This is a genomic window from Allobrachymonas sp. (assembly GCF_041912815.1).
Classification (GTDB): Bacteria; Pseudomonadota; Gammaproteobacteria; order Burkholderiales; family Burkholderiaceae_C; genus Brachymonas.
The window spans coordinates 174004-188591 of sequence record NZ_JAYRLV010000001.1 but is presented as its reverse complement, the minus strand read 5'-3'; the positions used below and the strand labels follow the sequence as shown (position 1 = coordinate 188591).

The window sequence follows — 14588 nt, the reverse complement described above, 5'->3', positions numbered from 1 at the left end:
GTGTAATAACAGGAAATATCCCATGAGTCAGCAGTTCTCTGTGCTGTTGGTTGTGCTGGTGGCCTTTATCGCGGCCAATCTTCCTTTTCTTAATGGCCGTCTTCTGGCGTGTGTCCCCTTGACAAAAAAAGAGGGGGAGCACAGCAGTGGAAAAAGATTAGGGCTTCAGTTTATGGAGTGGATATTCCTGTATATGCTCACAGGGCTGTTCAGCCGTTGGATTGAGTCACGTGCCGGGCAGGTCTATTCACAAGGCTGGGAATTCTATGTCACTACGGTGGCCTTGTTTGCCACTTTTGCATTTCCGGGGTTTGTGTACAGCCATATGACCAGATCAGGAGAATGAGCGACTCCGCTTGCTCTTTCGCCATTCAGGGAATATTGAATGCTTCGCACGGTCACCTTATGGTGACCGTGCGATTGTTTTTTGCAGCATTCTGGTCGAAAAGACATCCAATGGAGTGATCCACCATGCGTAAAAACGAGGAAATGAACCCTCTCGTATCTGACCTTCTTGCTCATATTGCAACAGGATCGTCTGATCTGAATGAGAGCGTCCTTGAATCAGAGACAGTATGGACTGGGCGATTTCTGAAGGTCCAGCGTGACAGGGTGGGGTTACCTGATGGGAAAGAGGCTTCGCGCGAGTTTATCCGTCATCCAGGGGCAGTTGTAATAGTGCCGCTTCTGGAGGATGGAAGATATCTCGTGGAACGCCAGTATCGACATGCTGTGGATCGCGTCATGATCGAATTTCCTGCTGGCAAGCTGGATCCTGGCGAAGATGGTCTAGCATGTGCCCGTCGCGAACTGATTGAAGAAACGGGATTCGATGCGATGGAATGGGCTTATGCAGGCGTGATGCACAATTGCATAGGATATTCGGATGAGCACATCGACATCTGGTTTGCCAGGAGGCTGTGTTTCAAGGGGCAGCACTTGGAAGAAGGAGAGCTGTTGCATGTGCATGGAGCAACCCTGGAGGATCTGCTCGAATGTGTTCGTCAGGGAGAACTGACAGATGCCAAGACACTCAGCTGTCTGCTCTGGATGCAGAACCTGGATGGCAGAGGATGGACTTTGCCATGGAAGCAGGTGACAGTCACATGAAGGTGCTGGATCTGGAGTGTGCGGTTGGACATCGCTTTGAAGGATGGTTCGCTTCTGAGGGGGAGGCTGTTGTACAGCTTGAGCGCAAGGAAGTGCTGTGTCCGGTCTGTGGGAGTTTCTCCATCGTCAAGCGACTGTCTGCTCCTCGGCTGAATCTGGGGCATCATGCATCTACGCCTGCCCCATCTGCTGCCACCATACACAAGAATCAAGACAAGCTACCAGAGCAAAACCTACCCATGTCCCCTGCGATGCTGACAGCGGTATACGAACGCATGGTGCAGCAGGTACTTACCCATACCACGGATGTGGGGACAGAGTTTGCACGTCAGGCCAGGGACATGCACGAAGGTCACAGAAAGCCAGAAGCTATTCGTGGACAGGCGACTGCACAAGAGGTACGTGAGCTGCGGGAAGACGGGATCAAGGTGTTGGCGCTACCTGTGCCGGAAAGCTCCAAGCAGTCCTTGCAATGAATGTGCGCTTCCTGAGCAGAGGAAGAACAGATGCTGCCGCGAGCAGAAGGCGCAACACACGATCAGCGAGGGGTGGGTTCAGAGCGCGGAGAAAAACTCGTGGGTGCGCAAGGCTGTTTCCGTGAGCTGGAAAACTTGGTGTGCGGCATCGGGAGCTTCGCATGGAACGATTTTCCGAGCAGGCATGCTTCTGAGCCAGGTGAGCTGACGCTTGGCAAGTTGTCGGGTTGCTGCAATCGCCTTCTCTCTCCATGAGGAGAGAGGCTCTTGATTGTCCAATCCTTCCCAGGCCTGGCGGTACCCTACGCACCGCATGGAAGGGAGTCCGACATATAGATCGGGTCTGGCCCGCAGGGCATGCACTTCTGCCATGAAGCCCGCGTCCAACATGGCATCGAAGCGTCGAGCAATGCGCTGATGAAGCCAGGCACGATCCATCGGCTCAAGAGAAATCAGAGTCAACGGAGGCCGAGGTGGGAACTGACTGGAGCTGCGGTCTGCCTGCCATTCCGAAAAGGGCTTTCCTGTTGCCAGCCATACTTCCAGTGCACGACCGATGCGTTGGCTGTCTTGGGGGGGCAGTCGCTGTGCAGCCAGAGGATCGACACGTGCCAGTTCGGCATGCAGGGCTGGCCAGCCTTGTTGAGCAGCCTGGGCCGCTACTTGCTGCCGTATCTGCGGATCAGTTTCAGGAAGATGACTCAGTCCCTCGAAAAGAGCCTTGTAGTACAGCATCGTGCCGCCGACCAGAAGGGGGAGATGGCCACGGCCGTGGGTAGCCCGTATGGCTGCCGTGGCATCCTGGAAGAAGCGTGCAGCGCTGTAGGTTTCCGACGGATCGAGAATGTCGATGAGATGGTGTCTGGCCCGCATGCGCTCTTCTGCGCTGGGTTTTGCAGTACCAATGTCCATGTCCTGATACACCAGCGCAGAATCGACACTGATGATCTCCAGCGTGATTCCCCAGCGGGCTTGGGCTTCTTCTGCCAGATACAAGGCTGCCGCAGTCTTGCCGCTGGCAGTGGGGCCAGCCAGTGCAAGATAGGGCAGGGATGAGGGAGCGGAGGCGGCAGGCACAGTACTTGAATGTCGGCTTCAGGAGAACCAAGAGCAGATAAATGGGCAAGCACGAGAGAACTCTGCCGCTCTCAGTGCACATGGACGTATGTAGGTGTCCATGCGAGGAATCCTGCCGGCAGTTTTGCGATGCATGAAACCGCAAAAAAAAGCCCTGATGAAAACTCAGGGCTTTTGATATCTGGGGTGGCTGATGGGGCTCGAACCCACGACAACAGGAATCACAATCCTGGACTCTACCAACTGAGCTACAGCCACCAGAAAGAATGAATTATAGCTTGTTTTTTGAGATGTTCGTCAGCGACACTTCAAAAATTACTTGATGGGACGAGAGGTGGAGCCGAGGGGGTTGGCCACCAGGATTTGTACCTTCAGGAGTTTCTTGAGTGCCTCATAGTACGCCACCATGCTGGCTTCATTGAAGGCTTGTGCCACTTGGGGGCGCTGCTGTGCCTGAGCGGCGGCAGTGGCGGCATCTGCGGGAAGGATCTTGTTGACGCGGACCACAGCGTAACCCTGAGGGCCAAGATCGACACCCTGAAGCGCCGGGAGATGAGAAGGGCTGACTCGCAGTGCGCCATTGATGACCGTTTGTGGTGTGCCATTCGGTTGTGTGCGGGACACGTCCATAGTGGCAGGCATGGGAGCCTGCGCAGGATGGGGTTGCCATTGCTTGAGGGTTGCTTCACCTGCAGCCTTGGCCAGTTGTGCTGCCTTGGCTTGAGTCACCTGGCTTTCGATGGTGGCTTTGACCTCGTCAAAGGTCTTTTGTCGTGCCGGGCTATAGCTGATGATGCGTCCACTGGCCAGCTGGTTGGCACCGATTTCCATCGGTGTGATGTTCTGCTTTCCGGACAGGGAGCTGGCTGTGAACAAGGCATTCAAGAATGCGGGCTGAGCCAACGGGCCCTGTGCATGGGGAACAGGGGTACGGCCAATGTTCTGGGCAGTCTGGATCTGCAGGCCGAACTTGTCAGCCACAGCCTTGAGGGACTGCGGTTGTTTGAACACATCTTCCTTGAAGGCCTCTACGGCTTCGCCGAATTTCTGCTGGGCCTGCTGTTTCTTGAGCTCGGCTTCGATCTGCGGCTTGAGTGTGTCGAAACTCTGCTGCCCACTTCCTCCGCGGATTCCAGTCAGTTTGATGATGTGATAGCCGTAGTCAGTTTCCACCACCTTGCTGATTTCGTTTTGCTTGAGTGCAAAGGCAGCTTCTGCGAAGGGCTTGACCATGGTGGTGCGATCGAAATACCCCAGGTCTCCTCCCTTCTTGGCAGAGCCGGGATCCTGCGAGTACTTCTGTGCCAGCTGTGCAAAGCTGGCAGGGTCTTTCTGGACCTGCGCCAGAATGTCTTCGGCTTTCTTGCGTGCTGCTTCTCGCAGGGTGGAAGAGGCCTTGGCATCGGCTGCGATCAGAATGTGGCTTGCACGGCGCTCCTCGCGCGTACCGAATCGGTCCTTGTTCTGTTCATAGAATTTCTGGAGGTCGGCCTCACTGACCGTGAGGTGCTTCTGCACTGAAGCCAAATCCAGCACCACATATTCGATGGAGGCCTGTTCGGGGGCACGGAATTCTGCAAGATGGCTCTTGTAGTAGGCTTGCAGATCCTGGGCAGAAGGATGAACGTGTGCCTTGTAGGATTCAGGCTTGAAATAGATGACGCTGATGTTGCGTCTTTCGAAGAAAGGGCGTGTTACCAGGTCAGCCAGGGAGGCTGGCATCCAGCCGCCGGCACCCGACACGCCCTGCAATACCTGCCGGCTGGTGAGTTGGCTGCGGACCATGGCCTCATAGCGCTGTGGCGTGAGTCCCTGTGCGGCCAGGAGCTGCGCATAACGGGTTTGATCGAGCTTGCCATCGCTTCCCCGCAGTGCAGCGATTGCAGGATCGCTGATCAGTTCCTGCGCAAGGCGCTGGTCGCTGATGAACAGCTTGAGCTTGGATGCGGCTTCTGCCAAGACACGGTTCTGCACCATGCGCTCCAGCGTGGCGTACTTCGCGGCCGGAGAATCCAGGAGCTGGGCATCGATGCCGGGTTGACTGGCGCGGAGCTGATCCACTTCCTGCCGATGGGCATTGTCCCATTCCGCCTGCGTGATCTTCTGGCCGTTGACAATGGCCACGGTGGTATGCCCCGCGTCGTTCATGCGCTGATAGTTGTCGACGCCCAGCATGACGAATGAGGGGATGACCAATGCGAACAGCATGATCATGAACAGCTTGTTGTGCTTTTGGATGAATTCGAACATGCCATGTCCTGAAGCAATGAAAAAGGCGAACGATCAGTCCGCCTTTCAGGGGGACAGAGGCCACAGGTGTGGTTCCTCTGAGGGCGCGCAACGCGGCAGCAGACCCCGTGCAGGGGTCTGCCTGATGCATTCTGTGGTGCCCGGCCTGGATCGATGGATTGTAGCAGGCGTGATTTTCACGCTCTCCCCTCTGGAGGAGCCTGCAGATCGAGCCGACTCCCTGCGGCATCTGCCACACGGGCTTCTGTCGGGCCAGCAAGATAGTGCAGGACGTCAGGCACCTCTGTGCCTACGTGGATCATTTCCATCTGTGCATGACGCATGAAGCCTGCGGTCACCGATCCTTCGAGGAACTGGAGAAGGGTGTCGTAGTAGCCGGCCGTGTTGAGCAGGGCGACCGGCTTGTGGTGGTAGCCCAGTTGGCGCCAGGTCCAGGCTTCGAAGAACTCCTCGAATGTGCCAATGCCGCCCGACAGTGCCAAAAATGCCGTGGCTCTCTCGGCCATCATGAACTTGCGCTGATGCATGTTGTCCACGATATGGAGTTCAGTGCATCCATGGTGTGCGAATTCACGATCGACCAGTGCCTTGGGAATGATGCCGACGACCCGGCCACCTGCCTGCAGTGTGGCGTCCGCCAGGATGCCCATGAGGCCCGCGTGGCTGCCGCCATAGACGAGCTGTCCGCCGTGGCGTCCAATCCAGTCGCCTACCGCATGAGCGGTCCGGCTATGAATGGGATCCCGCCCCTGCTGCGATGCGCAGTACACGCAAATGGAAAACGGAGGGGCGTGGGGGCCGAAGAGGGCGGTATTTTCAGCGAAAGAAGGTGCAGACTTGGAAACTGAGGGATCGCGCATGAGGGAGATACATCAAGGAATAGGCGTGCTTCATCATACGCGTGCACATCCGATGCACTGTGTCGGATCCGTCATCGCTTTCCGTGGGCTTGCCGGCCATGTGTTTTCATGCGGGCATCCAGCGTGACCAGGCGAAGGCTCCCCATGTTCCGATGGCAGTCAGTGTGCTCAGAAATACGGCGGCACTGCCGAAGTCCTTGGCCTGCTTGGAAAGAGGGTGGAGCTCATAGCCCACGCGATCTGTCACGGCTTCGATGCCACTGTTGAGCAATTCGACGATGAGCAGCTGCCAGGTGGCGACCCACAGAATGACCACCTCCATCCAGCTGCGCCCCAACAAGCAGGCTACGGGCAACGCGAGCAGATTGAGGCATGCCTCCAGCCGGAAGGCAGGAGATTCTCGGAAGGCAGAGAACAGTCCGGCCAGAGAGTAGCCCGTGGCGTAGTACAGACGAATCAGGCCCTTGCGCCGTTTCTGGGGATGGGGACCAGCCGGCGCACTGGAGATGGAGTCTGCCGCCGCATGCTGTTTGTCCGCACTCACAGCTGCCACCATTTGCGCTTGGATTCCGCGTCCTTGGGCGGTTCCTGGGAGATCAGGCGGGTTCCGGCCATCAGATCATGTGCGAACTGTCTGCCCGGCATCAGACGGGTCAACAAGGCCCAGAACAGTACCCATCCCAGCAGCAGCATGATGGCCAGTCCGCCATGCCTTTGCCATGTGCCTGCCAGATACAGTGCTGCAAGCGGGGGGAGAAACCACAGCCAGCTCCACATGTACCGCAGCAAGGCGCGCCACTGGGCAATCGGCTTTCCTGTCCGATCCGTCACCCGGATGTGCCAGGTCTTCATGGCCAGGGTCTGACCCTTGCTCCAGAACCATGCGAAATAGATGCCCAGCATCAGAAACATAAAGCCCTGAAGTGCATGGCGGTTCTGTGTTCCGCTGCGGGTCTGGGTGAGGGCGCTGAACAGGTATCCCGTGATGAAGACCACACCGAAGAGCAGGACTCCTTCATAGAGCCAGCATGCCATGCGTCGCCATAGGGGAGGGGCCTGGAGGACGGACGAAGAAGACGAATGCACGGCAGGAAGAGGCGAAGAGGACGGCTGCGAGGACATCGGCCGAGTATATCGGGATGTCGCTCGGGGCAGACAGCATGGGCTGGCCATGCAAAAAATGGCGGGGGACTGACTTTTGCATTGCAACAATGCGATAATGAAACTTGTCACGCAATACGGCAAACGGGTCACTGCCCGGCGCGTTACCAGAGCGCTCATGGTTTTGGCCTCAAGTCTCGACGCCCTTCCACAAGAAGGACGCTGAGAGGCACCCAAGGTTTTTCTGTATAGAAAATCACAAAAGGTTCATCAATGGATACAGCTCAAGTTCAGGCGGCAACCGCCAAGCCTGCCCCCAAGGTTCCCATGCTCATGGGATCCGAAGCACTCATCAAGTGTCTCGAAGCAGAAAACGTCAAGCACATCTGGGGATATCCCGGTGGTGCGGTGCTCTACATCTACGACGCCCTCTACAAGCAAAGCTCCATACAGCACGTGCTCGTGCGGCACGAACAGGCTGCCGTGCATGCGGCAGACGGTTTTGCGCGCGCGACCGGTGAAGTCGGGGTGGCTCTGGTCACGTCAGGTCCCGGGTTGACCAATGCGGTCACCGGGATCGCCACTGCCTACATGGACAGTGTGCCGCTCGTGGTCATTTCAGGTCAGGTGTCCACTGCCGCCATCGGTCAGGACGCCTTTCAGGAATGCGATACCGTGGGTATCACGCGTCCGATCGTCAAGCACAATTTCCTGGTCAAGGACCCGCGCGACATTCCGCAGGTCATGAAGCGCGCCTTCCATATTGCGCGTACTGGACGTCCCGGACCGGTGGTGGTGGACATTCCGAAGGACGTGTCGTTCCAGAAAATGGCTTGGCATGGCTATCCGGAAACCGTGGAGATGCGTTCCTACAATCCGGTGCGCAAGGGACATGCAGGCCAGATCCGCAAGGCACTCCAGCTGCTGCTGGCTGCCAAGCGGCCCTATGTGTATGCCGGCGGCGGGGTGGTCATGGGCAACGCCAGCAGCGAGCTTCGAGCCCTTGTCGATGCTCTTGGTGCGCCGTGTACCAATACCCTCATGGGTCTGGGATCCTATCCGTCCACCGACCCCAAGTTCCTGGGCATGCTTGGAATGCATGGTACGGTCGAGGCCAACAATGCCATGCAGAACTGTGATGTGCTGCTGGCTGTGGGGGCGCGGTTCGACGATCGCGTGATCGGCAATCCCAAGCACTTTGCGCAGAACGAACGCAAGATCATTCACATCGACATCGATCCTTCCGTCATTTCCAAGCGGGTCAAGGTGGATGTACCCATCGTGGGAGATGTCAAGGATGTCCTGGCCGATCTGCTCACCGCGATCCACGATGCACCGGTACAGCCGGATCCTGCAGCCTTGGCTCCCTGGTGGGACACCATCAACAAATGGCGCAGGACCGAATGCCTCAAGTACGATCGGGATGACAAGGAAGTCATCAAGCCACAAAAGGTGGTCGAGACACTTTGGCAGATGACTCGAAACGATGATGTGTACATCACTTCGGATGTGGGGCAGCATCAGATGTGGGCGGCCCAGTACTACCGTTTCAGCGAGCCTCGCCGCTGGATCAATTCCGGTGGGCTGGGGACCATGGGCGTGGGGATTCCCTATGCCATGGGGATCAAGCTGGCGCGTCCCCAGAGTGAAGTGTTCTGCATCACTGGTGAAGGTTCGGTGCAGATGAACATCCAGGAACTCTCGACCTGTCTGCAGTACAACACGCCCATCAAGATCTGTGCGCTCAACAATCGCTATCTGGGCATGGTGCGTCAGTGGCAGGAAATCGAATATTCCGGTCGCTATAGCCACAGCTACATGGATGCATTGCCCAACTTCGTTAAGTTGGCCGAGGCCTATGGCCATGTGGGGCTGCTCATCGAGGATCCCAAGGACATTGAGCCGGCACTGCGCGAGGCACGCAAGCTCAAGGATCGCACGGTTTTCCTGGATTTTCGGACCGATCCTTCCGAGAACGTCTATCCCATGGTGCAGGCAGGCAAGGGCATCACCGAGATGCTGCTTGCGTCCGAGGAACCCTGATCCATTCCAGCCACTGCTGCCGGTCTTTCAGGCAGGAGGGGCTGGTTGGTCTGCGCCGAGTGCTGCAGCAAATTCTGCAGCTGGCCAGCGGTGGCTCTCACGTTGGAATCTATTGTCCGCCAAGTCCTGTGCTTACCGGTACGGGAGGAGGGCGACGAAAAGAGGAAACACTCATCATGAAACACATTATTGCCGTGCTGCTCGAGAATGAGGCTGGCGCTCTGTCCCGTGTGGTCGGGCTGTTCTCTGCCCGTGGCTACAACATCGAAAGCCTGACGGTTGCTCCCACTGAGGATGCCAGCCTGTCGCGCATGACCATCGAGACCAGCGGGTCTGATGATGTCATCGAACAGATCACCAAACACCTCAACCGTCTCATCGAAGTCGTCAAGGTGGTGGATCTGACCGAAGGCGCCTACATCGAGCGCGAGCTGATGATGGTCAAGGTGCGCGCCGTAGGCAAGGAACGCGAGGAAATGAAGCGCATGGCGGATATTTTCCGTGGGCGCATCATCGACGTTACCGACAAGAGCTACACCATCGAGCTCACCGGGGACCAGTCCAAGAACAACGCTTTTCTCAATGCCATCGAGCCCAGTGCCATTCTGGAGACCGTGCGCACGGGAGCCAGTGGCATCGGGCGTGGAGAACGCATTCTGCGGGTCTGATTCCCCCTTTTACCAGGCCCCAGCGTGTCGACGGGCTCAACGCTGGCGGTTTCTCATGAAGGCGAAATGTCGATGCGTTCGCCCTGAGCCTGTCGTAGGGCAATTTCGCCATTTCCCCATTCTTTCCATTGGAGAGCTGTATGAAAGTTTTTTACGACAAAGACTGTGACCTGTCCCTGATCAAGGGCAAGACCGTAGCCATCATCGGCTACGGAAGCCAGGGCCATGCCCATGCACAGAATCTGAACGACAGCGGTGTGAAGGTTGTTGTCGGTCTGCGCAAGGGCGGCGCCAGCTGGCCCAAGGCCGAAGCTGCGGGTCTGACCGTGAAGGAAGTCGACGAGGCAGTCAAGGACGCCGATGTCGTCATGATTCTTCTGCCTGACGAGAACATCGCCAAGGTGTACAAGAACAATGTGGAACCCAACATCAAGAAGGGTGCCTCTCTCGTGTTCGCACACGGTTTCAATGTGCACTACAACCAAGTGGTTCCCCGCGCCGATCTGGATGTGTGGATGGTGGCGCCCAAGGCTCCCGGTCACACCGTGCGCAGCACCTACAAGCAAGGCGGCGGTGTGCCTCACCTCATCGCCGTGCAGCAGGATCCGTCCGGCAAGGCCCGTGAGCTGGCTCTGAGCTATGCCATGGCCAACGGAGGGGGCAAGGCAGGCATCATCGAAACCACCTTCAAGGAAGAAACCGAAACCGATCTGTTCGGCGAGCAGGCTGTGCTGTGCGGTGGTGCCGTGGAACTGGTGAAGATGGGCTTTGAAACCCTGGTCGAAGCCGGCTACGCTCCTGAAATGGCTTACTTCGAGTGCCTGCACGAGCTCAAGCTGATCGTGGACCTGATCTACGAAGGCGGCATTGCCAACATGAACTACTCGATTTCCAACAATGCGGAATTCGGCGAGTACGTGACGGGGCCCGAGGTCATCAATGACAAGAGCCGTGAAGCCATGCGCAATGCCCTCAAGCGCATCCAGAACGGTGACTACGCCAAAATGTTCATCCAGGAAGGCGCCATCAACTATCCGGCCATGACGGCACGTCGTCGCAACACGGCGGCTCACCCCATCGAAGTGGTCGGTGGCAAGCTGCGTTCGATGATGCCCTGGATCGCCAAGAACAAGCTGGTCGACCAGACCAAGAACTGATGATGGCTGGGAGCTGTGCCATCCGGCCGGCTCCCGATTCATGCCACAATAGGCCTCTGTCCGCTTCAAGGCGGCAAGGCATGCAGAAAAAGCCACTGTCAGTGGCTTTTTCCGTTTCTATTCCCTCTCCACTGCGCCATGTTCCGGGCATCGCCTGCGGAGCATGCCCCGACGCGAAGAAATGCAATGAGCAAGAACTATCCCCACCCTCTCCTGGCACGCGAAGGATGGCCTTTCATTGCCACCAGCATTCTGGTGGCTGTCCTGATGCAGATATTTTTCGGTTTTGCAGTGGCTGCGGCATTTTGGCTGATTGCCCTGTTCGTGGTGCAGTTCTTTCGCGATCCGCCGCGAAACATTCCCCAGGATGCAGGCGCCGTACTCTCTCCTGCCGATGGCCGCATCGTGAAGATCGAGAAGGTTCGCGACCCGTATGCGGACCGCGATGCGTTGCTCATCAGCGTGTTCATGAACGTGTTCAACGTGCACAGCAACCGTGCTGCGGTCGACGGGGTGGTGCGCAAGGTGGCGTATTTTCCAGGCGCCTTTGTCAATGCCGATCTCGACAAAGCCTCGACGGAGAATGAACGCAATGCGGTCGTGATCGACAGCCATGGCACCACGGTGACCCTGGTGCAGGTGGCAGGACTCGTGGCCCGGCGCATTCTCTGCTATGTCAAGCCCGGGGATACCCTGGCTCGAGGACAGCGCTATGGGTTCATTCGCTTCGGGTCCCGCGTGGACGTGTATCTCCCAGTGACGGCACGGCCGTTGGTGGCGCCGGGACAGAAGGTGTCTGCCACCACCACCGTACTGGCTGCTCTTTGATCGGTGCCCGAGCCCTCTTGCCCTGCGTCTGGCGTGGCTTCAGGATGCGGTCACGCATATGCGCAGGAAGTCGGGGCATGACGTCGGCAGCGCGCTGAGCTCGCTATGATAGGCGGCAACCGTCATGGGAAATTGCGGCGCCTGTTCCTGTCACCTTCCCGGCATGGTTTCGGGCATCGAGGAGAAATCCTGGCATGCAGGAGCGCGGGGATGAGCCCTCTTTCTTGTCCGGGCGAGGTGCTGGAGGCAAGGCGGCCGTGTGTGGGGCCTGTATGTTCCGCACTTTTTTCCTGCAATCATTGAAAGTTCGTATGGATTCCAACCATCTTTCACCAGCCGAAGGAGGCCTGAGGCCACATCCCCGTCTGCGCAAGGGGATCTACATCCTGCCCAACCTGTTTACGCTGGCAGCTCTTTTCGGAGGGTTCTACTCGATCGTCATGGCCATGAACGGCCGATTCGATCTTGCCACGATCGGGGTCTTCTGTGCCATGGTGCTCGACAGTCTGGATGGTCGAGTGGCCCGCCTTACCCATACCCAGAGTGCCTTTGGGGAGCAGATGGATTCGCTGGCCGACATGGTGAGCTTCGGCGCAGCTCCTGCGCTGATCGCCTATGAATGGGCTCTGCGTCCCATCGGGCGCTGGGGATGGATTGCTGCATTCGTCTATTGCGCCTGCGCAGCCCTGCGGCTGGCGCGTTTCAATGTCAATACCGGGGTGGTGGACAAGCGGTACTTTCAGGGGCTCCCTTCCCCCGCAGCCGCAGCTCTGGTCACAGGGTTCATCTGGCTCACGAATGAGATGATCGGCGCGCATCGCGAGGTGCCTTGGTTCAAGGCATTCATCGAGTTGTTCACCGGAAGTGGGATCGTGCGCGGTGATCTGTCCTGGTTCATGTTTGCCCTGACGCTGTTCGGGGGGCTGACCATGGTCACCAATATTCCCTATTACAGCTTCAAGGATTTTGGTGGCAGACGCAGTGTTCCCTTTACCCTCATCGTGGCGCTGGTGCTGGTCATTGCGGTCATCAACATCGAGCCGCCCACGATGCTGTTTGCCTTTTTCGTCTGCTATGCGCTGAGCGGCTACATCGTCTACGCCTGGCGCAAGTCGAGGGGGGAGGCTGTGAGCATCGTCAGCACCTCCACCAGTGAGCCGGACGAGCAGGGGTTGCACAAGTGATTGGCAGCTCTGGGCTGTCTGCACAGTGGAAGCCATTTTGTGCTACATTGAATGACATGAAAACATTTGCACGTGCTCTACTACTTCGCAACGTCCAACGGGCGGGGTGATCAGCGCGCGCAATACCCTTTCTGCACAGGCCCGTTTGCAACCGCAACGGGCTTTTTTGTTGTCTGCATTGCGGTTGTCAGGCGAATCTTTTTCACTGCACCATTTGCTGAAGGAATGTCCATGACCGACAAACTCATCATTTTCGATACCACCTTGCGTGACGGCGAGCAATCTCCGGGCGCATCCATGACGCGCGACGAAAAGATCCGCATTGCCCGGCAGCTCGAGAAACTGCGGGTGGATGTGATCGAAGCCGGATTCGCTGCCAGTTCCAATGGCGATTTCGACTGTATTCGGGCGATTGCCAATACGGTCAAGGATTCCACCATCTGTTCGCTGTCGCGCGCCAATGATCGTGACATCAGTCGTGCGGCCGAGGCGCTCAAGGGGGCCAATAGCAGTCGGATCCATACCTTCATTGCCACCAGTCCCCTGCACATGGAGAAAAAGCTGCGCATGTCTCCCGAGCAGGTGCTGGAGCAGGCGCGACTGGCAGTCCGGTTTGCCCGCAATCTCGTGGCCGATGTGGAATTCAGCGCGGAAGATGGCTATCGCAGCGACATGGATTTTCTGGTGCGTGTGTGCGACGCGGTGATCAAGGAAGGGGCTACGACCATCAACATTCCCGATACCGTGGGGTATGCCGTGCCGGAGCTGTATGGCCAGTTTCTCAGAACCCTGCGCGAACGGGTGGTCAACAGTGACAAGGTCATCTGGAGCGTGCATTGCCACAACGATCTGGGCATGGCGGTGGCCAACAGCCTTGCGGGGGTCAAGCTTGGTGGTGCGCGCCAGGTGGAGTGCACCATCAACGGGCTCGGAGAGCGAGCGGGGAACTGCTCACTCGAAGAGGTGGTGATGGCCGTGAAGACGCGACGCGACTTCTTCGGGCTGGAGGTCGGCATCGATACGCACCAGATCGTCCCGGCCAGCCGCATGGTGAGCCAGATCACCGGATTTGCGGTGCAGCCCAACAAGGCCGTGGTCGGTGCCAATGCCTTTGCCCATGCGAGCGGCATCCATCAGGATGGCGTTCTCAAGGCGCGTGATACCTATGAGATCATGCGCGCCGAGGATGTGGGCTGGTCGGCCAACAAGATCGTGCTCGGCAAGCTCAGTGGGCGCAATGCCTTCAAGCAGCGCCTGCATGACCTTGGCGTGTCCATGGACAGCGAGGCGGACATCAATGCAGCCTTTGCACGCTTCAAGGATCTTGCCGACCGCAAGAGCGAGATTTTTGATGAGGACATCCTGGCACTCGTGAGTGATCATCAGGTGGGAGGTTCGCCCGAGCATTTCGGATTCGTGTCGCTTGCTCAACGCAGTGAAACTGGCGAACAGCCTGCAGCGACGGTGGTGTTCACGCTCGATGGCAAGGAAGTCACTGGGGAATCGACAGGCAATGGTCCGGTCGATGCCTCACTCAAGGCAATCGAGTCGCATGTCAGGAGCGGTGCCGAAATGGTGCTCTACTCCGTCAACGCCATCAGCGGCAATACCGAGAGCCAGGGTGAGGTGACTGTGCGGCTGCAGCAGGGAGGACGCATTGTCAACGGGGTGGGAGCCGATCCGGATATCGTGGTGGCATCGGCCAAGGCCTATCTGAGCGCGCTCAACAAGCTGCACAGTCAGGTGGAGCGTGTGCATGCGCAGGGAGTGTGAGGCTCTGCACGTGCTGGGCTGAAGAACCTTTCCCTGCAGGGTGAATGCAGGGAAAAAGCCG

14 protein-coding genes and 1 tRNA gene are annotated in these 14588 nt (G+C 57.8%); 9 read left to right on the top strand and 6 right to left on the bottom strand.

Going from position 1 to position 14588, the window contains the following annotated elements; genetic code table 11:
* Positions 1 to 22: 22 nt before the first annotated feature.
* From ACE3P9_RS00845 to ACE3P9_RS00835, 3 genes are all read left to right on the top strand, one after another.
* The gene (locus ACE3P9_RS00845) at positions 23 to 346 is read left to right on the top strand and encodes a DUF2818 family protein (RefSeq protein ID WP_374491002.1); all 324 of its coding nucleotides are present in this window, start codon (positions 23 to 25) and stop codon (positions 344 to 346) included.
* Positions 347 to 489: 143 nt separating this feature from the next.
* Positions 490 to 1110, top strand: coding sequence for an NUDIX domain-containing protein (locus ACE3P9_RS00840; protein ID WP_374491642.1), 621 nt, complete (start codon positions 490 to 492; stop codon positions 1108 to 1110).
* Positions 1086 to 1586 (top strand): DUF1178 family protein, encoded by a 501-nt coding sequence (locus tag ACE3P9_RS00835; protein ID WP_374491000.1) that lies wholly within the window; start codon positions 1086 to 1088, stop codon positions 1584 to 1586. The genes ACE3P9_RS00840 and ACE3P9_RS00835 overlap by 25 nt, the downstream gene beginning before the upstream one ends.
* A gap of 78 nt (positions 1587 to 1664) precedes the next feature.
* On the opposite strand, the gene miaA is transcribed toward ACE3P9_RS00835, so the two are convergent.
* The 6 genes from miaA to ACE3P9_RS00805 form a co-directional block, all read right to left on the bottom strand.
* Positions 1665 to 2663: a tRNA (adenosine(37)-N6)-dimethylallyltransferase MiaA gene (gene miaA / locus ACE3P9_RS00830; RefSeq protein ID WP_374490997.1), complete on the bottom strand. Its 999-nt coding sequence runs from the start codon at positions 2661 to 2663 to the stop codon at positions 1665 to 1667.
* Positions 2664 to 2845: 182 nt separating this feature from the next.
* A tRNA-His gene (locus tag ACE3P9_RS00825) sits at positions 2846 to 2921 on the bottom strand.
* A gap of 57 nt (positions 2922 to 2978) precedes the next feature.
* The gene (locus ACE3P9_RS00820) at positions 2979 to 4913 is read right to left on the bottom strand and encodes a SurA N-terminal domain-containing protein (RefSeq protein WP_374490995.1); all 1935 of its coding nucleotides are present in this window, start codon (positions 4911 to 4913) and stop codon (positions 2979 to 2981) included.
* Between the two features lie 176 nt (positions 4914 to 5089).
* Complete coding sequence (locus tag ACE3P9_RS00815) at positions 5090 to 5683, bottom strand: TIGR00730 family Rossman fold protein (protein WP_374490993.1); 594 nt, start codon at positions 5681 to 5683, stop codon at positions 5090 to 5092.
* Between the two features lie 196 nt (positions 5684 to 5879).
* Positions 5880 to 6317, bottom strand: coding sequence for a diacylglycerol kinase (locus tag ACE3P9_RS00810; RefSeq protein WP_374490991.1), 438 nt, complete (start codon positions 6315 to 6317; stop codon positions 5880 to 5882).
* Positions 6314 to 6895: an RDD family protein gene (locus ACE3P9_RS00805; RefSeq protein ID WP_374491640.1), complete on the bottom strand. Its 582-nt coding sequence runs from the start codon at positions 6893 to 6895 to the stop codon at positions 6314 to 6316. Before ACE3P9_RS00805 ends, ACE3P9_RS00810 begins: the two co-directional genes overlap by 4 nt.
* 252 nt (positions 6896 to 7147) lie before the next feature.
* Here ACE3P9_RS00805 and ACE3P9_RS00800 point away from each other — a divergent pair, with 252 nt between their 5' ends.
* The 6 genes from ACE3P9_RS00800 to ACE3P9_RS00775 all read left to right on the top strand — a co-directional run bounded on the left by ACE3P9_RS00800 (position 7148) and on the right by ACE3P9_RS00775 (position 14527).
* Complete coding sequence (locus tag ACE3P9_RS00800; protein ID WP_374490989.1) at positions 7148 to 8917, top strand: acetolactate synthase 3 catalytic subunit; 1770 nt, start codon at positions 7148 to 7150, stop codon at positions 8915 to 8917.
* A 176-nt stretch (positions 8918 to 9093) separates the two neighbouring features.
* Entirely contained in the window at positions 9094 to 9585 is a 492-nt protein-coding gene (gene ilvN / locus ACE3P9_RS00795) for an acetolactate synthase small subunit (RefSeq protein WP_374490987.1), read from the top strand.
* A 140-nt stretch (positions 9586 to 9725) separates the two neighbouring features.
* Positions 9726 to 10742, top strand: a complete 1017-nt coding sequence (ilvC, locus tag ACE3P9_RS00790) for a ketol-acid reductoisomerase (protein WP_374490985.1) — start codon at positions 9726 to 9728, stop codon at positions 10740 to 10742.
* 186 nt (positions 10743 to 10928) lie between these two features.
* Positions 10929 to 11570, top strand: coding sequence for a phosphatidylserine decarboxylase (locus ACE3P9_RS00785; RefSeq protein ID WP_374490983.1), 642 nt, complete (start codon positions 10929 to 10931; stop codon positions 11568 to 11570).
* Positions 11571 to 11881: 311 nt separating this feature from the next.
* A complete protein-coding gene (gene pssA / locus ACE3P9_RS00780) occupies positions 11882 to 12754 on the top strand; it encodes a CDP-diacylglycerol--serine O-phosphatidyltransferase (RefSeq protein ID WP_374490981.1) in 873 nt (290 codons plus the stop codon).
* A 231-nt stretch (positions 12755 to 12985) separates the two neighbouring features.
* A complete protein-coding gene (locus ACE3P9_RS00775; protein WP_374490979.1) occupies positions 12986 to 14527 on the top strand; it encodes a 2-isopropylmalate synthase in 1542 nt (513 codons plus the stop codon).
* Positions 14528 to 14588: the final 61 nt, after the last annotated feature.